Source organism: Mesorhizobium monacense (genome assembly GCF_056781675.1).
Window position 1 is genome coordinate 1,502,317 of record NZ_CM165567.1, and the last position, 20,301, is coordinate 1,522,617.

18 protein-coding genes are annotated in these 20,301 nt (G+C 64.3%); 6 read left to right on the forward strand and 12 right to left on the reverse strand.

Annotated features, from left to right (window positions below):
- Positions 1–24 precede the first annotated feature (24 nt).
- The gene (locus AC1RUK_RS06905; protein WP_481836223.1) at positions 25–1,308 is read right to left on the reverse strand and encodes a flavin-containing monooxygenase; all 1,284 of its coding nucleotides are present in this window, start codon (positions 1,306–1,308) and stop codon (positions 25–27) included.
- A 165-nt stretch (positions 1,309–1,473) separates the two neighbouring features.
- On the reverse strand, positions 1,474–3,114 hold the full coding sequence (locus AC1RUK_RS06910) for a helix-turn-helix transcriptional regulator (RefSeq protein ID WP_481836222.1): 1,641 nt from the start codon (positions 3,112–3,114) through the stop codon (positions 1,474–1,476).
- A gap of 265 nt (positions 3,115–3,379) precedes the next feature.
- Between AC1RUK_RS06910 and AC1RUK_RS06915 the strand changes: the two genes are divergently transcribed.
- Complete coding sequence (locus AC1RUK_RS06915; protein WP_481836221.1) at positions 3,380–5,692, forward strand: glucose/quinate/shikimate family membrane-bound PQQ-dependent dehydrogenase; 2,313 nt, start codon at positions 3,380–3,382, stop codon at positions 5,690–5,692.
- Between the two features lie 24 nt (positions 5,693–5,716).
- Here the strand turns inward: AC1RUK_RS06915 and AC1RUK_RS06920 are convergent, their stop codons facing one another.
- Complete coding sequence (locus tag AC1RUK_RS06920) at positions 5,717–6,511, reverse strand: methyltransferase domain-containing protein (RefSeq protein WP_481836220.1); 795 nt, start codon at positions 6,509–6,511, stop codon at positions 5,717–5,719.
- 9 nt (positions 6,512–6,520) lie between these two features.
- Complete coding sequence (locus tag AC1RUK_RS06925; RefSeq protein ID WP_481836219.1) at positions 6,521–7,894, reverse strand: cytochrome P450; 1,374 nt, start codon at positions 7,892–7,894, stop codon at positions 6,521–6,523.
- A 242-nt stretch (positions 7,895–8,136) separates the two neighbouring features.
- Between AC1RUK_RS06925 and AC1RUK_RS06930 the strand changes: the two genes are divergently transcribed.
- A complete protein-coding gene (locus AC1RUK_RS06930) occupies positions 8,137–9,039 on the forward strand; it encodes a dienelactone hydrolase family protein (protein ID WP_436172450.1) in 903 nt (300 codons plus the stop codon).
- Positions 9,040–9,043: 4 nt separating this feature from the next.
- On the opposite strand, the gene AC1RUK_RS06935 is transcribed toward AC1RUK_RS06930, so the two are convergent.
- Positions 9,044–9,949: an EamA family transporter gene (locus tag AC1RUK_RS06935; RefSeq protein ID WP_481836218.1), complete on the reverse strand. Its 906-nt coding sequence runs from the start codon at positions 9,947–9,949 to the stop codon at positions 9,044–9,046.
- Between the two features lie 89 nt (positions 9,950–10,038).
- Here AC1RUK_RS06935 and AC1RUK_RS06940 point away from each other — a divergent pair, with 89 nt between their 5' ends.
- Complete coding sequence (locus AC1RUK_RS06940) at positions 10,039–10,518, forward strand: Lrp/AsnC family transcriptional regulator (protein WP_481836217.1); 480 nt, start codon at positions 10,039–10,041, stop codon at positions 10,516–10,518.
- 143 nt (positions 10,519–10,661) lie between these two features.
- Here AC1RUK_RS06940 and AC1RUK_RS06945 read toward each other — a convergent pair whose 3' ends face one another.
- The 3 genes from AC1RUK_RS06945 to AC1RUK_RS06955 form a co-directional block, all read right to left on the reverse strand.
- Complete coding sequence (locus AC1RUK_RS06945) at positions 10,662–11,192, reverse strand: hypothetical protein (protein WP_481836216.1); 531 nt, start codon at positions 11,190–11,192, stop codon at positions 10,662–10,664.
- 151 nt (positions 11,193–11,343) lie between these two features.
- The gene (locus tag AC1RUK_RS06950; protein ID WP_013531006.1) at positions 11,344–11,541 is read right to left on the reverse strand and encodes a hypothetical protein; all 198 of its coding nucleotides are present in this window, start codon (positions 11,539–11,541) and stop codon (positions 11,344–11,346) included.
- Between the two features lie 143 nt (positions 11,542–11,684).
- Positions 11,685–12,170 (reverse strand): thioesterase family protein, encoded by a 486-nt coding sequence (locus AC1RUK_RS06955; RefSeq protein ID WP_481836215.1) that lies wholly within the window; start codon positions 12,168–12,170, stop codon positions 11,685–11,687.
- 101 nt (positions 12,171–12,271) lie between these two features.
- Here AC1RUK_RS06955 and AC1RUK_RS06960 point away from each other — a divergent pair, with 101 nt between their 5' ends.
- The 3 genes from AC1RUK_RS06960 (at position 12,272) to AC1RUK_RS06970 (ending at position 18,250) form a co-directional block, all read left to right on the forward strand.
- On the forward strand, positions 12,272–13,690 hold the full coding sequence (locus AC1RUK_RS06960; RefSeq protein WP_481836214.1) for an FAD-binding oxidoreductase: 1,419 nt from the start codon (positions 12,272–12,274) through the stop codon (positions 13,688–13,690).
- Entirely contained in the window at positions 13,691–14,191 is a 501-nt protein-coding gene (locus AC1RUK_RS06965) for a hypothetical protein (RefSeq protein WP_481836213.1), read from the forward strand.
- Positions 14,192–14,260: 69 nt separating this feature from the next.
- The gene (locus tag AC1RUK_RS06970) at positions 14,261–18,250 is read left to right on the forward strand and encodes an AsmA family protein (protein WP_481836212.1); all 3,990 of its coding nucleotides are present in this window, start codon (positions 14,261–14,263) and stop codon (positions 18,248–18,250) included.
- Between the two features lie 48 nt (positions 18,251–18,298).
- Here AC1RUK_RS06970 and AC1RUK_RS06975 read toward each other — a convergent pair whose 3' ends face one another.
- The 4 genes from AC1RUK_RS06975 to AC1RUK_RS06990 form a co-directional block, all read right to left on the reverse strand.
- The gene (locus AC1RUK_RS06975; RefSeq protein WP_481836211.1) at positions 18,299–18,529 is read right to left on the reverse strand and encodes a ribbon-helix-helix domain-containing protein; all 231 of its coding nucleotides are present in this window, start codon (positions 18,527–18,529) and stop codon (positions 18,299–18,301) included.
- Between the two features lie 10 nt (positions 18,530–18,539).
- Positions 18,540–18,737, reverse strand: coding sequence for a DUF4169 family protein (locus tag AC1RUK_RS06980; RefSeq protein ID WP_481836210.1), 198 nt, complete (start codon positions 18,735–18,737; stop codon positions 18,540–18,542).
- An 18-nt stretch (positions 18,738–18,755) separates the two neighbouring features.
- Positions 18,756–19,289, reverse strand: a complete 534-nt coding sequence (locus tag AC1RUK_RS06985; protein WP_481836209.1) for an SspB family protein — start codon at positions 19,287–19,289, stop codon at positions 18,756–18,758.
- Between the two features lie 118 nt (positions 19,290–19,407).
- The gene (locus AC1RUK_RS06990) at positions 19,408–20,097 is read right to left on the reverse strand and encodes a TetR/AcrR family transcriptional regulator (RefSeq protein WP_481836208.1); all 690 of its coding nucleotides are present in this window, start codon (positions 20,095–20,097) and stop codon (positions 19,408–19,410) included.
- Positions 20,098–20,301: the final 204 nt, after the last annotated feature.

Here is a 20,301-nt window from a genome sequence, read left to right on the forward strand (position 1 = left end):
TCCGCACAAGGGCGCCCTTGCGGCCTACTTGGCGGCAACCCGCATCCGCTCGCTGATCTTGTCCGCCACATAACCGGCATCGCGTGCTGCACCGTGGATCATGGTGGAAGACGTCGAGTGCTGGAAATGCAGGCCGCAGACATAGAGGCCGGGTTCGCCGTCCACGGCGCCGCGATACTGCTTCACCCGGCCGGTGTCGTCGAAGATCGGCAGCTTGATCCAATCCAGCCCGGCCCGGAAACCGGTGCACCAGATGACGTTCGAAACGTCGAGAAGCTGGCCGTCGTCGAGCATCGGCTTGCCGTCACGGACGCCGGCGACGCGGGAGACCCGGCGGACGCCCGCGGCATCCAGATCTTGCGGCTTGACCCGGATCAGCGGCAGGCCATGCGACAGCTGCTGTGGCTTGGCCCTACGGCCCATCGGCGTGTCGACCGTGAGCAGCCGATGGAAAACGATGCGGAGGACGACCGGCAGCACCAGACGCATGGCGAAATAGCCATTGTAGGCAACCGGGATGTGGCCCGGATGTCGGCCGGCCAGCCAGACCTGGTGCGTGGGCGCGAGATCCATGGCGATTTCCGCACCGGAATTGCTGGCACCAACCAGCAGCACGCTGCCCGGATTGAGCTGCCCGGGGTTCTTGTAGACGCCCGAGTGAAATTGCCGGATCGACGGATCGAGCGACGCCGCGAAATCCGGGATCTTCGGCTTCTGGTAGCTCGAGGCCGCGGCCACGACATGCCCGGCGACGTACCGGGTCTGGCCGGCAGTGACGATGTAGCGATCGCCGGAACGAGTCACCTCGTCGACCTTGACGCCAGTGCGTACCGGTAAGGAAAACTTCCTGGCGTAGGCTTCTAGGTAATCCGCCATTTCGTCCTTGGTCGGGAAGGAATAGCGGGCGGCGGGGAAGGGCATGCCGGCCAGCCCGTCAAAACGCGCCGGCGTGAACAGGCGCAGCGAATCCCAGCGCGAACGCCAGATGTCGCCGACGCGTTCGCGTACCTCCAGGATGACGAACTTCACGCCCCTGTGGGCCAGATGGTAGCCGACGGACAGGCCGTTCTGGCCGGCGCCGATCACGACGACATCGACATGCTCCTCCCTGAGCGCGGGCCGCCTCTCATCGCCCGATGGCGCTTGGCCGCCCGCTGCCTGCAGGGTGCCAGCCTCCAGTTGCATGAACGCCGCGCCTTGTTCCAGCAATGCGCCGGCGCGCACCTTGGTCTCGGTGATGCCGACGCGGCGGCCCTGCTGGTTCAGTGCGGGGCTTGAGGTCGGACGAGGTGTCGAAATCTGGTTCATGATCGCTCCATGCGGTTTTCGTCAGCCATGGAGCGAAAATAGCGATCCGGCGCGGCGGCGCTTCGGGGAGACACCCCACGACGAAAAGAAGCGGCATGGGGATTTTCCCCCATGCGTCACGCGATCATTCGGATCGTCGTGCACGCGATCTCTCGGATCGTCGAGTCAGAGGAGCCCGTTCTGGAAGGCGTAGGCTGTCGCGGCGGCGCGTGAATTGACCGCCAGCTTGTCGAAGATGTTGCTGACGTGCCGGTCGACGGTCTTTTCGCTGAGACCGAGGTCTGTGGCGATCAGCCTGTTTGTCTTGCCGGTAGCGACAAGGCCGAGGACCTCGATCTCGCGCCGCGTCAGGCCATGCGAAGGTGACGTTGTCGGCCGGATCAGCAGATCGACGCGGGCGAGGTCGGGCGCGGCGCCAAGTGCGGCGAAAATCGACCTGGCGGCCTCGAATTCCAGCTCGGCCCCGTCCTCGTCGCCAAGCATGCGGCACGCTTGGCCGGCCAGCACGCGCAGACGCGCCTCAAGATAGGGAGCGCCGGCGCGCTGCCAGGTCGTCAGCGCGGCGCGGACGTGGCCAAGCGCGGCCGCGGCGTCACCTCCAGCCATTTCGATCTGGCCTCTCGCTTGCGAGGCCATCGCGACGAGGATCTCGGTAGCGAAGCGGCCGGCGATCGCCTCCAGCTCTGCGCAGGCTTCGCGCGCCTCGTCGACAGCGCCCGCGGCCATCGTGATCTCGACCAGTGCCGGCAGCAGACGGGCACGGCCGAGCGGAGCCTTGGTCGTAGCAAGCACACGGCGAATGGTTGCCGCCGCCTGTTCGGAGCGGCCCTGCATGAGGCGCAGCAGCGCCATGCCGGGCTGCGGCTCGAGTCCGAGCCGGCTGGCGGTGCGGTAGAGGTCCTCGGCGGCGGCGAACTCGCCGCGCAGCCGATGGATTTCGGCCTCCTGGTAAGCCGCCCCAGCTGCCGCTTCGTTGCTGGTGGTGTGGGCCAGCGACAGTGTGGCGCGGCGTGCCTCTGCGATGGACTCCTGCCAGGCGCCGTTCAACTCCATGATCTCGGCCCGATGCAACAGGCAGACGCCGTTGAACTGAACCAGTTGCGGCTGGGTTCCGCACCAGTTCGACAGCGCCTCGGTCCATTCGCGTGAACGCTCGAACGCATAGACCTGCCGGCACGCGGCGATGAGGTTGCAGTAGATGAGGCCGGTGACAATGGGTGACAGCTTGCCGTCGGCAGCCGGCAGCATGGCCTCGTCGAGCGAGGCGATGCCTTCCTCGACCCGGCCCTGCCGCACCAGCGCGCGGCCGAGATAGCATCTGGCGAAGGCGATCAGGTCGATGTCGCAACAGCGTTCGCCGATCGCCAGCGACTGTCTTGCCAGCGTCTCCGATGCCGGGTCGTTGCCGGTCATGATTTCCTTTTGGGCCGCCAGAAGCACCAGATAGCCATGCGCCGCGCATTCGCGGCCAAAGCCATCCGCCAGGCGCTGCGCCTGCTGGATAATGGCGGTTGCGTGGCCTTCCTCGCCCAACGTCAGAAGCCGGAAGCCACGGAAGAACGCCCAATACGCCGCCTGGTCGTCACGGCCGGCTTCGATGTGCATGTTGAAGAGACGCTCGCCGGCGGCGAAGATATCCTGATCGCGGTCCAGCATGCCGGCCGTCCAGAGCAGCCGTTCGAGGTCTTCCGCGCCGAGAGGCGTGATCTCGTCGGTTGCCCGCAGCAGCTCGAATGCATCCGCCCATGCCCGCTGTCCATAGGCGTGGCGGGCCCGTTCGAGCAACGAGGCGGCATCGGCTTTCATAGGCAAAGCATAGCATTGCCCGATAACGGGCAGAAGAATGGCAACCGGCATCCCGGTCATTTCGACGTGAGCAGCAACAGGACCGAAGCACATGCCAGAACGATGCCCGCAGTATCAAAACATACTGTCCTGCTAATTTGACACCTCGCGCCGCCGGGCGGAAAACTGCGGCGGCGAGATGAATCAGAATCGAAAGCGGGCTGCGTTTCCATTTCGTGACGGCGGTTTCCGGCCGCTCGCCTGCTGCGCTTGAAGGAGTGTCGTTATGGCAACCGTCCTCACCGCCGTGGTCCTTGCTCTCATCGGTCTGGTACTTGGCGGCGGCGGCATCTGGTTGGCGTCGCTCGGCGGCAGTTGGTACTACGTCATCACCGGTCTCGGCTTCCTGATCACCGCCTGGCTGCTCTACGGGCGCAAATCCATCGCGCTTTGGCTCTACGCGGCGATCGTCATCGGCACGCTGTGCTGGGCGGTCTGGGAGATTGGCTTCGACTGGTGGGAGCTCGGGCCGCGCGGCGGTATCATCGTGCTTCTGGCGCTATGGCTGCTGACACCATGGGCGAGGCGAGGGCTCACCGGCCCCGACGGGCGGGCGCCGCTCATCCTGGCGGTGCTGGCCTCGCTGGCGGTGGCCGGCTATTCGATGACTGCCGATCCAAAGGACATCGCCGGTCAACTCAGCGCCGACAAGGTGACGCCGACGGCCGACCTTGGCGGCAATGTGCCTGAAGGCGAGTGGCACTTTTATGGCCGCACGCTCTATGGCCAGCGCTATTCGCCGCTCGACCAGATCACTCTGGACAATGTCGCTTCGCTGCAGCCGGCCTGGACCTACCGCACCGGCGACATAAAGGGGCCCGACGACATCGGCGAGACGACCTATCAGGTGACGCCGCTGAAAATCGGCGATGCGCTCTATGTCTGCACGCCGCACAATTTCGCCATCGCCATCGATGCCGCGACCGGCAAGGAGAAATGGCGCTACGATCCCAAGATCAAGCTGGACAAGGACCGCCAGCACCAGACCTGCCGCGGCGTGTCCTATTATGCCGACGCCAAGATCGCCGCCGGCCAGCCCTGCGCGGCGCGCGTCTACCTGCCGACCTCCGATGCGCGGCTGATCGCACTCGACGCCGCCAACGGCCAGGTCTGCCCGTCCTTTGCCGAAGGCGGCACGCTGAACCTGCTGACCGGCATGCCCTATCCCAAGTCGGGCTATTACTACTCGACCTCGGCGCCGCTGATATCGGGTGGCAAGATCATCGTCGGCGGCGCGGTCAACGACAATTATTCGACGGAGGAGCCATCCGGCGTCATCCGCGCCTTCGACGTCGACACAGGCGCTCTGCTGTGGAACTGGGATTCAGGCAATCCGGACCAGACGACGCCGCTGCCAACTGGCCAGACCTACACCAACAACTCGCCCAACATGTGGTCGACGCCGAGCGCCGACGAGAAGCTTGGCCTGCTCTATGTGCCGCTCGGCAACCAGACGCCGGACCAGCTCGGCATGGGCCGAAGCGCCAATGTCGAAAAATTCTCCTCCTCGATCACCGCGCTCGATCTCAACACCGGGCAATTGCGCTGGGTGCGGCAGACCGTGCATCACGACCTCTGGGACATGGATGTTCCGGCACAGCCGACGCTGGTCGATATCACCACGCCCAGTGGCGTCGTGCTGGCGCTGGTCGGGCCGACCAAGCAAGGCGACCTCTATGTACTCGACCGGCGCAGCGGCGAACCGATCGTTCCGGTCAAGGAAGTGCCGGCGCCGGGCGGCGCCATCGAGGGCGACCACACATCGCCGACGCAGCCGGAATCGGATCTCTCCTTCAACCCGAAGCCGCTGACCGGTGCCGACATGTGGGGCATCACCATGTTCGACCAGCTGGCCTGCCGCATCGAATTGCAGGGCTTGCGCTATGAAGGCCGCTATACGCCGCCCTCCGTGCAGGGTTCGCTGATCTACCCCGGCAATTTCGGTACCTTCAACTGGGGCGGCGTCGCGGTCGATCCGGTACGCCAGGTGATGTTCGGCATGCCGACCTATCTGGCGTTCAAGTCGCAGCTCATTCCGCGCGACCAGATGCCGCCGCCGGACGAAGGGCGCGGCAGCGAGCAAGGGCTCAACCGCAACGAGGGCGCGCCCTATGCGGTGGTGATGGGACCGTTCCTGTCGCCACTCGGCATTCCATGTCAGGCGCCGCCCTGGGGTTATGTGGCGGGCGTCGATCTCCGAACCGGCGAGATCGTTTACAAGCACCGCAACGGCACCGTCTACGACATGACGCCGCTGCCCTTGCCGTTCAAGGTCGGCGTGCCCGGCATTGGCGGGCCGATGATCACCGCCGGTGGCGTCGCTTTTCTGGGGGCCGCAGTCGACGACTATCTGCGCGCCTATGATCTGACATCAGGCAAGCAACTCTGGAAAGCCAGGCTGCCGGCCGGCGGCCAGTCGACGCCGATGACCTATACGGTCGCCGATGGGCGCCAGTTCGTGGTCATCGTTGCCGGCGGCCACGGCTCGGTCGGCACCAAGCCGGGTGATTATGTGATGGCCTATACACTCCCGAAATAGACGCTCGGACCGCGCTTGCGCGCCTCAAGGCTTTCGTGCCGAAACCAGCAGATAGGATTTTGAGACCGCACCGAAATATCCTGCGATGAGCCGGCAGACGGCGGCGCTGGCAAGCCTGGTGGTGAAGCTCATGGCGCCTTTGCGGTATTCCGACCCTGGCCATGCGACGAGGCTGCGGCGGAAGCCGCCGAGGCACTGATCGGTAGCGTCCTCGACGGCGATATCGGTGAAGCCCAAGGCGTCGAACTGCGCCTTGTAGGACGGAATGTCGGCGACGAGATTGGCTTTTGGCACGCCGAGGCGGTCGGAAATTCCGGACGCGAGCCTCCGGAACAGGATGTCGGACAGGACTAGCGCGCCGCTGGGCTTGAGCACGCGATGGGCCTCCGCAAGGAAGGCCGCGCGGGTGTCGAAGTGGAAAGCCGCCTCGACACAGATCACTGCGTCGAAGCTCTCGTCGGCAAAGTCGAGCGTGACGGCATCCATCTGCAGCACCGTCGCGCCGGGAGCATTTTGGCGGGCTGTCGCGACTTGAGCGGCCGAGATGTTGATGGCGGTGACCGCCTGCGGCGGATAGGAGAGCAGCAAATGCCTGGTCGAGGCGCCGAGCCCGCAGGCGACGTCCAGGATGGCGCCGCCCTTGCCTGGCAGCCGCGCCAGCAGCGTGTCGACCAACGCTTCGCTGGCCTCGCGCTGCGATGCCGCGCCGGTCGCCCAATAGCCGAAATTGTAGAAGCCGCTTCCGCCATAGTAGCGGCGCTGCTTGCTGCTTTTCATGACCCGGTCATAGATGCGGACCATGTTTTGCTGCGCGGTCATCGGCGGTTCCTATGTTAGCGCTGGAAGCGCGACCAGTTGGCGGAAGCGGCCGCGCGCCTGATCCGTACGGACAGGCTCACCGCGCTCTCGCATGATCACGTCGATGTTGCCAGTTGGCGCCAGTGTTATCCTGCTGCGATAAGCGATCCGCGCGGCGGGCGATAGCTCCACCGAGCGCTTCGACAGGATGGTCGCCAGGGCGATCTTCATCATCTGCAGTCCGAAGGTGATGCCAGGGCACATATGGCCGCCGGCGCCGAAGACGGGGTACTGGAACGGCAACGGTTTGATCGAGGCCCAGCGTCCCGGATGAAAGCTGTCGGGGTCCGTATAGAGCGAAGCATCGCGGTTGATGGTGAGCGCGCTGATCAGCACGCCTTCGTTCAGGGCGATGGGCTCGCCGCCAAGCATCGTTGCCCGGGTCGCTTTGCGCATCATCAGCGGCACCGGGGGGAAAAGCCGCATCGCCTCCTTTATCGTTGCATCGAGCAATGGCAAAGTCCCGATCCGGTCCATCGTCGCAGGCCTGCCGCCGAGGGCGCCGTCTATCTCGGCCACCAGGCTTGCCATGGCGTTGGGGTGCTGGGTGAGCAGGATCAGCGTCCAGGCCAGCGCATTCTGGCATGTGTCGTAGGCGGCGCCGAAGACGAAGCTGACAATGCCGCCGATCAGCGCGACGGAAGGTGGGCGACCCGCCTCGTCGGTGTTGTTGACCAGGATGGACAGGATGTCCTGCGCGTCCTTGTCGCCGCGCTTTTCCTCAGCCCAGGCCAGGATGGCGCGTTCCTGCGCCTCGGCTTCTCTAATCCAGCTGAAGAAGGCCGGACCCGGAACGATCCAGCTCGCCCGAATCTGGCGTGCGATCATCTCGGCGATTGGCATGGCGCGTTCGTGGTCGTCGCCGAACAGCAGGCCGATCGCCAGATGCTTGGCCATTGTCTTGGCGGCTTCGGTGAGCGCGAATGGCGTGCTGACCGGCCAGGTTGCGACCTGGTCGGCGGCTATGCGCGCCATTTCCGGGCTCATTGGCATGATTGCCGGGCGCTTGAGCGGTGGCGCGAACAGCTTGCGATAATGCTCGTGACGTTCGCCGCGCAGCCGCGTCATGCCATAGGAGAGCCGGTCCGACGCGTGTCCCCGTTTGCCGCGCGCATTGATCTGTATGTTGCGCCAGGTCTCGGTGTCGGACAGCATGGAGCGGTAGAGACCGGCGTCGGCGACCAAGAAGATGCGGCGCGGCTTTGCCGCGGTCGAATGCGGGTAGTCGACCTGGATGAATGGGCCGAAGGCGCTATGTGCGTTGTGTGCCGCCGCCAGCGGTTCGGCCGCGAAATGGGCCATCAGCCCAAGCGTGCGCCATTTCCCCACCCTGTTTGCCAGCATATCCCACCCAAGCTCGGCATAGCCGCAAGACTACGGCTGTTCCCCCACCTGCACCCTACAGCATCGTCTGCGAAAGTCGGAACCGATTTTCGCAGACGCAACGGGAGAATTGCCGGCCTTGGTTCAGGGTAGCCCAACTGACGTCCGGTTTACTGCGACAACCGCCTCACTGATCCGGGACTGGACCATGCCGGCCTCGACCCTATCTTGCGCAGCGAGGTCATACCGACGAGGAGCCTGCCATGACAAAATCCGCCACCAGCCCCGAAGCCGCCAGGCCAGCCATCACCCAGGCGATGATCGATGCCTATGACGAATACACGCACCTGACGCTCGACCGCCGCCGCTTCATGGAACAGTTGACCAGGCTTGCCGGATCGGGCGCCGCGGCCGCCACGATCGTGCCGCTGCTGGCGGCAAATTCCGCCCAGGCGGCGATCGTGGCCGAGGACGATCCGCGGGTGAAGGGCGAGGACATAACCTATCCCGGCAGCGGCGGCGAGATGAAGGGTTATCAGGTCAAGCCGGCGGACCAGGCCGGCAAGCTCGGCACCGTCATCGTGGTGCATGAGAACAGGGGGCTCAATCCGCATATCAAGGACGTGGCGCGGCGCGTGGCTCTGGACGGGTTCGTGGCGCTGGCGCCGGACTTTTTGTCGCCGCTCGGCGGCACGCCAGGCGACGAGGACAAGGCGCGCGACATGTTCACGAAGCTCGATGCGGCTGGGGTCACCGCCAATGCGGTGGCGACAGTCGCTTATCTCAAGGGCGACAAGGACGGCAACGGCAAGGTTGGCGCGGTCGGCTTCTGCTGGGGCGGTGGTACGGTGAACACGCTCGCTGTCAATTCGCCGGACCTCAGTGCCGGGGTCGCCTATTACGGCATGCAGCCGAAAGCCGAGGACGTGCCGAAGATCAAGGCGGCGCTGCTGCTGCACTATGCGGGGCTGGACGAGCGCATCGACGCCGGCATCGATGCCTACAAGAAGGCGCTCGATGCGGCTCACGTCGAATACACGGTCTACGTCTATGACGGCGTCAATCATGCATTCAACAACGACACCTCGGCGGCGCGCTACGACAAGAAGGCGGCGGATCTGGCCTGGGGACGGACGATTGCTTTCCTGAAGGAGAAGCTCGCGTAGCCGATTACTTTGGCGCCGGTCTGTGCAAGGCGACGCCGGCGACGACCAGCGTGATGCCGAGGCAGTCGGTGAGGCTGGGGATCTGGCGAAGCACGATGACGCCGATCAGTGTCGCTGTGACCGGCAGCAACGACAGCATCAGCGCGAAGCTCGCGCGCGGCAGTCGCGACATGGCGAGTTGGTCGCAGATGTAGGGGATGACCGACGAGCAGATGCCGACGCCGATGGCGGCCAACAGCAGTGGCGGCGACGAAAAGGCCGGCAGCGCGTCGGTGAAACCGATGGGCTGCACCATAAAGAAGGCGATCGCCATGGCCGCGCCAAGCGCAGCGATGCCGCCGCCAGCGCCTGAAGCGGCGATGCGGTGGCCGAGCACGATGTAGCAGACGAACAGCGCGCCGTTGAGGAAGGCCCAAAACAGGCCAACCGGATCATCGGACCATTTGACGTCGATCAGGAGCAAGGTGCCGATGACGGCCACGGCAAGCGCGGCGAGATTGCGCTGGCTGCGCAGGCCGGCGAGCGCAACGCCGATGGTGCCGACGAATTCGATCGCCGCCACCAGCGAAATCGGCAAGCGGTCCAGCGCCAGGTAGAACGAACAGTTCATGACCGCCAGGCAGGCGCCGAAGGCCAGAAGCAGCAGCCGTGCCGACCGGTCGGCGCGGGCGAAGACCGACCACGGCCGGGTCAGCGGCGCAAAGACGAGGGCGGCGGTGGCCACGCGCAACCACGCCATGCCGAGCACGCCGACATGCGGGAAAAGCAGCACGGCAAAGGCCGGTCCGAGATAGTGGAACACGGCGCTGACGCCGAACCAGACATGTGGCGGCAGGGAGGCCGCCATCGTGCCGAAGGCAGGGCCGGCGAGGGCAGGGTGCGTGGCTGGAGCTTGCGTTCGATCTTTCATGGGATCAGTATCGCAGGCGGATTTTTCGATTTATATGGATGATGATCGACTTTCTCGATCATGACCTTTCTGGATGCAAGGAGTTTTCCTTGAAACGCCTTCGAAACGAAAATCCCGAGCTCGACGCGGCAGACCTGAAGATCCTGCGGCTACTGGAAAAGGATGCGCGCACCAGCACAGCCGAACTGGCGCGCGCCGTCGGCCTGTCGGCGCCGAGCGTGGCCGAGCGCATCAAAAGGCTGCAGGAGAACGGCGTCATCGAGACCTATACGGTCCGGATCAATCCGGCCGCCCTCGGCATGAAGCTGTCGGCATGGCTGCGCATCAGGCCGGTGCCGGGGCAGTTGGCAGTCGTTGCCGACATCATCCGCGACCTGCCCGAGATCGCGCAATGCGACCGGGTGACCGGCGAGGACTGCTTCATTGCGCTCGCCCATGTCGGCTCGGTGGCCGAGCTCGAACGGGTGATCGACCGCATCATTCCCTTTGCGATGACCAACACCGCGATCATCCAGTCGTCGCCGGTGATAGCGCGTTCACCGCTGGAGGCGCTCAAGCGCCCGCCCTGATGTTCAACAGAGAGGCGATCATTCATAAGTGAGTTGGCAACAGCCACGTATCTCGATCGCCCCCTTTCTGACGCTGTGGTCAATGCCTTGGTCGAGGCGGCAGCGGTTGCACTGGAGCAGAGCCGGAAGCCGCAAGAAGACGCTTAAGCTCGGACTGCCGTATGGAGGGCGCGCAGAGGAAAGTCTGCATCAACGGAAGCTAGGTCATTCACCAGCATAACGGCGGCCTCGCCTTCTGCATCAGGCACTTCGGCAGCCATAGCAGCCAACCAAACCACGCGACCTGGGACTCGGGCGGCCCAGCGTGATGCACCAGACAAACCCTTCATATTGTCCTCGTGGGCGATCAACGGCCGATCGTCGCAATCGCCGTCAAGGGATGTTCGCGCCATGTCACACAGCGTTGCCAAGTCACGGGCGATACTCGCGAGGTCCCTTCGCGAGGCCGCTGCCTCTTCAAGCAGCGCTAGGCAGGCGTGCAGAAAAGCAAGGAGAGCCTGATGCCCGCCACCTGGTGCGGCGACGCGGCGGCGAAGCGCATCCAGAACGACGGTCAACTCGCAAATGCTGCGTTTACTGGAATGCCTGCGCCGGAAGAATTCAAGTCTATCGGCGATCGCCGCCGCCCATATCGGCAATCCTGCTTCGATTCCAAATAGCGAGCCGTTCGCCATCCTGCATCTCCATTGCGCAATCCATATCGGCAGGGATTATACAATGCAATTCTCCGACGCTGTAACCGTCGCGGGAACGCGTTGGCTCGATGGAGAGTAGGTGCCGGCAAGCGGATGAGGCAGCGCGGCCGGGAGCTATTTCACAATGACGTCAGGCGTGCCCACGCTTCATGCGCGCCTGCTTCAGGATGGCGCGCCAGCGGATCATGTCGAAGGGGATCGGCTCGTTGTTGTTGGCGATATGAAAGATCTCGTTGTTGACGTTCTTCAGCGAGCGCCAGAAATCATAGTCGGTGATGCGTGGATCGGCGGCCAGCCTGTCCACCTCGACCTTGATGTCGGTTTTCATGCACGTTCCTCGAACCGCCTTGCCCGCCGCCGGTACCGCAACCCGATGCGTACGTTTTCAAACGCCTCGCTGAGTCGTTCAACGACTCAATTGGCTTGTTCACGTTAAAACCTCGGTAAGGTTAACGTGGGCGCCAGGCAGCTTCAAGCAGTCTTGCGGCGAATCCCGATCGAGCGGCCGGCGCGTTCCGGCATCGGCAGCGCGGCATGGGCTGATCGCATCGCTTCCACCCTGGCAAGCACGTCGGCCGGGAAGGGCGCCACCTTCGGCCCGGACATGTCGACATGCAGCGACAGCGATTCGGAGGTGGCGGCGAGCCAGCCGTCGACATGGCGGATTTCCTGGTAGACGCGGAGCCGCTTGTCGTCATGGTCGATGAGCTGGAAGGAGACCACGACCTTGTGCTCCAGGTGCAGTTCCTGAACGTAGCAGACATGGACTTCGGCCGTGTAGATGGTCAGCCGCCGCTCCTTGGCGTAGTTCGGCCCCATCCCCATCATCTCGAAGGCGTCGTCCGAGCAGCGGTCGAACAGCACGTTGTAATAGGCCATGTTGAGATGGCCGTTGTAGTCGATCCAGTCCTTCTCGATATCCATGGCCCGAGATACGAAAGGGGCGGGGTTTGGCATCTTGTTTTCCTTCTGGATAGCTGGACAGGGCGTGGCAGGTGAGACTACGCATCCATAGCTGCACAACAAGGGTGGCCGCTGGTCCATTCGCGGAGGAATTCATGGCTCTGAGCGACCTCAATCCGGTCGAGCGCAACGAGGAGGGCATTGCCGCCGTGCTCGGCATCCTCAAGCAGACGCTCGGCGAGCGCTTCCAGACCGGCGAGGCGATCCGCGCCCAGCATGCCCACACCACCACCTATATCCCGACGCAGGCACCTGATGGCGTCGCCTTTGTCGAGACAACGGCAGAAGTGCAGGAGATCGTGCGCGCCTGTGCCACGCACCGCGTGCCGGTGATCGCCTTCGGTGTCGGCTCGTCGCTCGAGGGCCACACCAACGCGCCGGGTGGCGGCATTTCCATCGACACGTCGCGGATGAACCGCATCCTTTCGGTCAATCCACAGGATCTCGATTGCACCGTCGAGCCCGGCGTGACGCGTGAGGACCTCAACCGGCATCTGCGCGACACCGGCCTGTTCTTCCCGATCGACCCTGGCGCCAATGCCTCGCTCGGCGGCATGGCGGCGACACGGGCGTCGGGAACCAACGCCGTGCGCTACGGCACGATGCGCGAGAACGTGCTGTCGCTGACGGCGGTCATGGCCGATGGCGAGGCGGTGACGACCGGCAAGCGCGCCAAGAAAAGTTCGGCCGGCTACGACCTGACGCGGCTCTTGGTCGGCTCGGAAGGCACGCTTGGCATCATCACCGCGCTGACGCTGAAGCTGCAGGGCATTCCGCAGGCGATCTCCGGCGGCGTCTGCCCGTTTCCCAGCCTGGAAGCGGCCTGCAATGCGGTGATCGCGACCATCCAGATGGGCATTCCCGTGGCGCGCATCGAACTGGTCAACGCGTTGCAGATGCGGGCGATGAAGAACTATTCCAAGCTCGACTATCCGGAGAGCCCGTGCCTGTTCGTCGAATTCCACGGCAGCGACGCGGGCGTTGCCGAGCAGGCGGAGACCTTCGGCATGATCGCCGAGGAGAATGGCGGCGGGCCGTTCCTGTGGACCAGCGTCGCCGAGGAGCGGACGAAACTGTGGAAGGCCAGGCACGATGCCTATTGGTCGTCGCTGACGCTGCGGCCCGGCGCCAAGGGGCTGTCGACCGATGTCTGCGTGCCGATATCGCGCTTTGCCGAATGCGTCACCGAGACTGAGGCCGACATCGCCGAGATGGGGCTGGTCGCGCCGATCGTCGGCCATGCCGGCGACGGCAATTTCCATGTGCTGGTGCTGATGGATGTCGACAACCCACAGGAGATCGCGCTGGCGGAGAAATTCGTCGCCAGGCTGAACATGCGGGCGATCGCCATGGAAGGCACCTGCACCGGCGAGCACGGCATCGGGCAAGGCAAGATCGGCTTCCTGCGCCACGAGCTCGGCCACGGCGTCGACATCATGCGCACGATCAAGCAGGCGCTCGATCCGCTCAACATCATGAACCCGGGCAAGATATTGCCTGGCACCGACCATTAGATGTCGACGGTCGAGACACTGCTGCCGATCGAGGTGCCGCCGTCGTCCGCCGGCGCGTCATTGCCTCACGTCTTCGCGGATGAAGACAGGCTGCTCATCGCCTATCTCGCCAACCTTCCGGATCCGTCATTCGATGGCACGAATCCGCGCTCGGTTTCGGCTACGATGGACAACCAGACTGTCGCGATACTGGCGGTCGATCCCTATCTGGCACTGCAATTTGGCCCGCCGAACGACGAAGCCATCAGCGGGCACCGTCTTTATGGGCTGGGCTTGCAACCCTATTCCGCATTCGAGGTTCTCAACTCTTCATGGATAGGTTCCCTGGAAAAGGCAAATAGAGTTCACTCGCGCCACACGCCGGATCTGTTTTCGGCCTATCGGCATTTCATCCTGACGTTCCACGACTCGACGCTGGAGTTCATCGCCCGGAGCTTTTCGACCAGCCTTCATGAGGGAGCGGTTTTGGCCGTGCTGGTGGAGACTGTCGGACGCGGCTGAATTGCCTCTTTATAGACACGCGGATGCGGGTAGAGTGCGGCTGATTTTCAATCAACCCAATCGGAGCAGATGCTCGCACGCCTGTTCGTGATCTTCGGTGGCCTTTTCGTGCTGGTGCTGTGCGCGGCGCTGGTGGTGCCACATTTCGTCGACTGGACAGGCTACCGTGCCGATTTCGAGCGCGAGGCGAGCGCCATTCTCGGCCGCAAGGTCACCGTGCAAGGTGACGCCACGGCAAGGCTCCTGCCGTTTCCTTCGGTGACCTTTTCCAATGTCGCGGTTGCCGGCGGTCCAGACGGCCAGCCGGCGATGACCGTCGAGACATTTTCGATGGATGCGGAGCTGGCGCCGTTCCTGAGCGGCGAGGTGCTGATCTTCGACATGCGGCTGGTGCGGCCGAAGGCGACGATCGATATCGCCGCCGACGGCACGATCGACTGGGCGATGCGGCCGAAGTCACCCTTCAACCAGATATCGATCGAGAAGCTGACGGTGACCGAAGGAGAGGTCGCGCTGCGCCATGCCGCCGGCGGGCGCGATCATCTGATTTCCGAGATCAACTCGACCATCTCGGCTAGGTCGCTCGCCGGGCCATGGCGGATGGACGGTTCGCTGCGCTTCGACGGCCTGCGCACGGAGGTCATCGCGTCGACCGGCAAGGCGGAGGGCAATGGCCAGATGCGGCTGCGGCTCAAGGCCGATCCGGACGCCTATCCGCTGGTCATCGAGACCGACGGCAATGCCGGCATCGTCAAGGGCGCCGCGGTCTATTCGGGTCAGTTCAGGATCTCGGCTGCCGACAAAAATGGCTCCGACAAGAATAATGCCGACAAGAACTCGGCCGAGCTGCGCGGCACCGACGGCGAGACGGTGAAGGTCTCAACCGGCAAGCCGGATCCCGGCTTCCGGCTGAACGGCAAGTTCTCGCTCGATCACCACAAACTTTCCTTCGATGAGTTCCGCTTCGAGACCGGGCCGCTCGACAATCCCTATACGGCCGACGGCAAGGCTTCGGTCGATCTCGGGATCGATCCGCGCTTCTCGATCGAAGCCAGTGGCGCGCAGGTGCAGTTCGACGAGGCCGTGGGTGCCGCCGGTGCCGGGCTGACCCTGTCGCAGCGGGTCGACGCGTTGGAGCGGGCGCTGTTGCAAATGCCAAAGCCGACCATACCAGGCACCGTCGACGTCAAGCTGCCGGCAGTGGTGGCTGGTGACACGACAGTGCGCGACGTGCATCTGTCGGCCGAGCCGACCGATGGCGGCTGGTCGGTGAAGTCGCTGGCCGCGACGCTGCCCGGCCGCGCCACGCTGGAAGCCAACGGCATGCTCAGCGTCCAGGATCATTTCGGTTTCACCGGCTCGCTGCTGCTCGCCGTGGCGCAGCCTTCCGGCTTTGCCGCCTGGCTGTCGAAGGATGTCGACGAGGCGATCCGCCGGCTGCCCGCCGCCGGCTTCAAGGCCAAGGTCGATCTCAGCGAGAAGCGCCAGGCGTTCAGCGATCTCGAACTGATCCTCGGCAAGGCGAAGTTTTCCGGCCGCATCGATTCCAGCCAGCCCGACGACGCCAGACCGTCGGTGCTGATGCGGCTGGAGGGCGGCGAGCTCGATGTCGACGGGCTGACGGCCTTCGCCTCGATCTTCGTCAGCGACAAGGGCGCCAACCGCTTTTCCGACCGCGATCTCGATTTCCAGATCAAGGCCGGGCCGGTCAGCGCCGGCGGCCTGACCGCCGACACGGTCGATACGGCGCTGAGGCTGCGCCAGGGCCTGCTTGAAATCGATAGACTGTCGGTCGGCGGACTGGCCGGCGCCTCGATCAGCGCCACCGGCCGGATCAAGGATTTCCCGGCGAGCCCGACCGGCAAGCTCGACGCCTCGGTGGTCGCCGTCGATCTGAAGCCGCTGGTCGATGTCGCCACGCAGCACTATCCTGGCAATGAGGTGCTGAAGGGCCTGGCGGCCCGTGCGGCCGCCTATCCCGAGCTGTTCCAGGACGCCCGCATCGATCTGGTGACAAGTGCCGCGGACAATGGCGACGGCACGACGGGACTGGCGGTGAGCGCGCAGGGCAAGGCCGGCGGCTCGGCCTTTTCGGCATCGCTTTCCGGCAAGGGGGCGGCCGACAAGCTTCTCGAGGCGCCGGTGATGCTGACATTCAATGCCAGGAATGGCGACGCCACGGCGCTGCTCGCGCTCTATGGATTGCCGGCGCTGCCGCTTGGCATGCTTGGCCAGGCAACCACCGATATCTCTGCGAAAGGCACGTTTGGCGGTGGCCTTGCGACGAGCTTCAACCTTACGGGCGATGATTTCAAGGCGGCGTTCGAGGGAACGGTTGCCGAGACGCCGCAGGGAGCGACCGCAAAGGGCAAGATCAGCCTCGATGCCGCCGACATCGAACCATGGCTGATGACGACCGGCGTCGGATTGCCAGGCATGGGCACCGGCATGTCGGCGACGCTGACGTCACAGGCCGACTATGGCAATGGTCTGCTGGTGCTGGACGAGCTCAGCGGTGCCCTCAACGAAGCGGCGGTTTCAGGCGACGTCAATGTCGACGTGAAGGACGGGGTGCCTCATCTGGCCGGGGCGCTGGTGCTCGACGAACTTGACCTCGACCCGATGGCGGTGGCGCTGTTCGGTGACCAGTCCTTCCTTGCCGACAGGAGTGCCTGGCCGACGGCGCCGTTCAGCCAGAAGTCCAACCTGCCGTTCACCGCCGATCTCGACCTTACCACCGCGGCACTTGCCGCCGGCCCGTTCGCCACCGCCTATGACGCAGCGCTGTCGCTGAAGCTCGACCAGGAGGGCATGCGCGTTTCCGATCTCAAGGCCAAGCTCTTCGGCGGCGCGCTGACCGGCCTGTTCGAACTGAAGAACAATGACGGCACCGGGCTTTTCTCCGGCCAGATGAAACTTGCCGGCGGCGACCTCTTGGCCGTGCTGCCGGGGGGCGGCTTGAGCGGCAGCGGCGATGTCTCGACGACGCTGTCGACCAGCGGCAAATCGGTCGATGCCATGGTGGCGGCGCTGTCCGGCTCCGGCACGGCAGCGCTGAAGGGCCTCACAATCGCCGGCGTCAATCCCGATGCCTTCGGCGCCTTCATCGCCAAGGCCGATGCGATCGGACGCGATATCGATGCGGCCAAGACCGCCGGCTTCGCGCATGAGATCGCCGCCGACGGCAGTTTTGCGGCGGGTGACACCGACATTGCCTTCACGCTTGCCGGCGGCATTCTGCGGGCGCCGCCGATCAGTCTCGAAAATCCGGCGGCGACACTATCCGCCGATATCTCTGCGGATCTGAACGCCAGCACCGTCGACGCAAGAGGGTCGATCATCTACCGGCCCGGTGACGAGGCGCTGGTCGGCTCCGACCCGGCGGTGAACTTCAGCGTTGAGGGTCCGCTCGGTGCCGCCAAGCGCCAGTTCGACAGCGAACCGCTGGCGCAGTTCCTGACGCAGCGCGCGCTGGAGAAGGAGCAGCAGCGGGTCGAAGCGATGCAGGCGGCGCTGCTGGAGAAGCAGCGGCTGCGGCGCGAGGTGCGCTACTACGCCGCCCTGCAGACCGAACGCGACAGGGCAGCTGAGGAATTGCGGCGGCAAGAGGAAGAGGCACGGCTGCAGGCCGAGGCCAAGGCAAAGGCTGAAGCCGAGGCAAAAGCCCAGGCCGAAGCCGAAGCACAAGCCAAGGCGGAGGCTGACGCCAAGGCGCAAGCGGAAGCGGATGCCAAAGCCAAGGCCGATGCCGAAGCTCAAGCCGAGGCGGACGCGAAAGCCAAGACCGATGCCGATGCGAAGGCCAAGGCGGAGCAACAGGCAGCCGAGGACGCGGCCAAGGCACAGGCCGCTGAGCAACGCCGGAAGGCGGAGGAGGCGACGCGGATCGCTTCGGAAGAAAAGGCTAGGCTCGAAGCCAAACGCAAGGCCGCCGAGCAGGCATCCAAGGTCGACCGCTCACTTCCCGGCGTCAATGACAATTCGGCTCCAGCGACACCGAAGCCCAAGGCCAATCCGTTCACGATCGACAATCTGCTGAAGTCGCTGGACGGCGGATGAAGCGGTTCAGCTTTGGATGGAATTGCCGACCCGCTCTGACTCTTTCTGTTAAGGCGAACCGCTCATCCCTCGCTTCGCCCAGTCCAGCACATGGAGCCTGAGCGCCGAGGAGAGGTTGGCGTCGCGCGGGCGGGTTTCGTCGATTTCGGCGACCAAAGCGGCAAGCGTCAGTTTGCGCGCCGCGGCGATGGCGACGAGATCGTCATAAAAAGGCTTTTCGAGCGAATAGCTGGTGCGGTGGCCGCGGATCGTCACCGAGCGTTTTTCGACCGGGCTCACGTGAACGCGCTCACTTGTCGTCGCGATTGCCGGGCGTTTCGCGACGATGGCCGGCGATGAATTTCTCGGCCTTGTCGGACGTCAGCCGGTCACGCTGTCGATCGGCCCTGGACCGGCCATGCAGCGCCCGGTTCTGTTCGGCCAGCCGTTCCTTCTCGGTCCGCGCCTTCTGCTTGCGGGCCTGGCGGAGATTGACGACGTCGCCCATGTCGCGCCGCCCTTCGGATCACTTCTTGCGGAAGGCGTCGAGGGATACGACGTCGGCGCCCTTGCCGGCGGCATCAGCCGCAGCAGGCTTCTTCTCGGCCTCGGCGGCTGCCTTCTTCTTTGTCTCCGGCTTCTTCTCGACGACGGCGAGCGGTTCGGGAGCCGGTGCCGCCGGCTCGTCCTCTGCCGCGCCATCCGTCTTGACGTCGAATTCGAGTTCGAAATTGACGGACGGATCATAGAAACCGCGCACGGCGGAGAAGGGGATTTCGAGTTTTTCCGGCACGTCGGAGAAGGACAGTCCGACCTCGAAGCCGGTGTCGGTCACTTTCAGGTCCCAGTACTGGAACTGGATGACGATGGTCATCTGCTCGGGATAGCGCTCGCGCAGTCGCGAAGACACGCGCACGCCCGGCGCGCCGGTGAGGAACGTTATGAAGAAATGATGGTTGCCGGGAAGGCCGGTGCGCGCGACTTCGGCCAGGACCTTGCGCATGACGCCGCGCAACGCCTCCTGGGCCAGAATGTCGTAGCGGATGTGGTCGTCGGCCATGTGGCGATCAGGTTCCGTTGAATCGTCCGCCTAGCTGTAATCAAGCTTGAGCGCGGCGTAAACCGGATATAGATCGCAGCCGCCTCGAAGCGAAGGCCATTGGCGACGATTTAGAGACTCAGGCGCTGACGAGCGCGCTTCTTTTGGCTGGGTGGCTCGCACTCTTCTGTTTGCCGAAGGCGCTGAGGAAGGTGCGCACGCCGTTGGTGGCGGACTGAAGCACCTCTTCGTCCTCAGGCATGCCACCGAGCATGAAGGTTATCTGCAACTCGGCGTTGATCAGCGCGAGAAACTGGCGTGCCGCCACGTCGGGATCCTCAATCGCGAGGTGACCGGCATAGGCGAGACGGGCGAAGCGGGCGGCGAGCGCCGACCAGGTCCGGCCCGGCCCCTGTTCGCGCCATTCGGCAAAGAGCTCGGGATAGCGCTCGCCCTCGGTCTGGATCAGCTTGCGCAGGAACCTGCCGTCACGATTGCAGATGCAGTTGCGGTTCATGCGCATGGCGAAGGCGATCAGATCGGCTTCGAGGTTGCCGGGCTGGTCGGGGAAGGTGGCGATGGTGGCGAAGATGCCGGCGTTGCAGCGCTCGGTGAGGTCGCGGACCACGGCAACGAAGAGCTTTTCCTTGTCGCCATGGTGGTTGTAAACCGTCTGGCGCGATACTCCGGCCTCGGCCGCGATCAGGTCGATATTGGCGCCGGCAAAGCCCTCGCGGCAGAAGACCGAGGCAGCAGCCTCGACAACCGAAATGCGTTTTGCCTCGTGGCTGCGTGGCGGGAAAGTGTCAGGAGAAACGCCGAGCTTCATAAAAATCTATATAGCGGTGATTGACGAATTAGACAAGAGTGTCTAATTTTGTGGACATAACATAAGGACATTCCACTCCTGAGAGTCGAATGAATTCGCTCTAGAGACGAACGAGTTCGCTCTGAGGTGTCGGAGTGTTACGGGATGGAACGTCCTGGGGTTAGACGCCGGGTTCTCGGCAGCAACCAGATTCGAAAGAAGCCT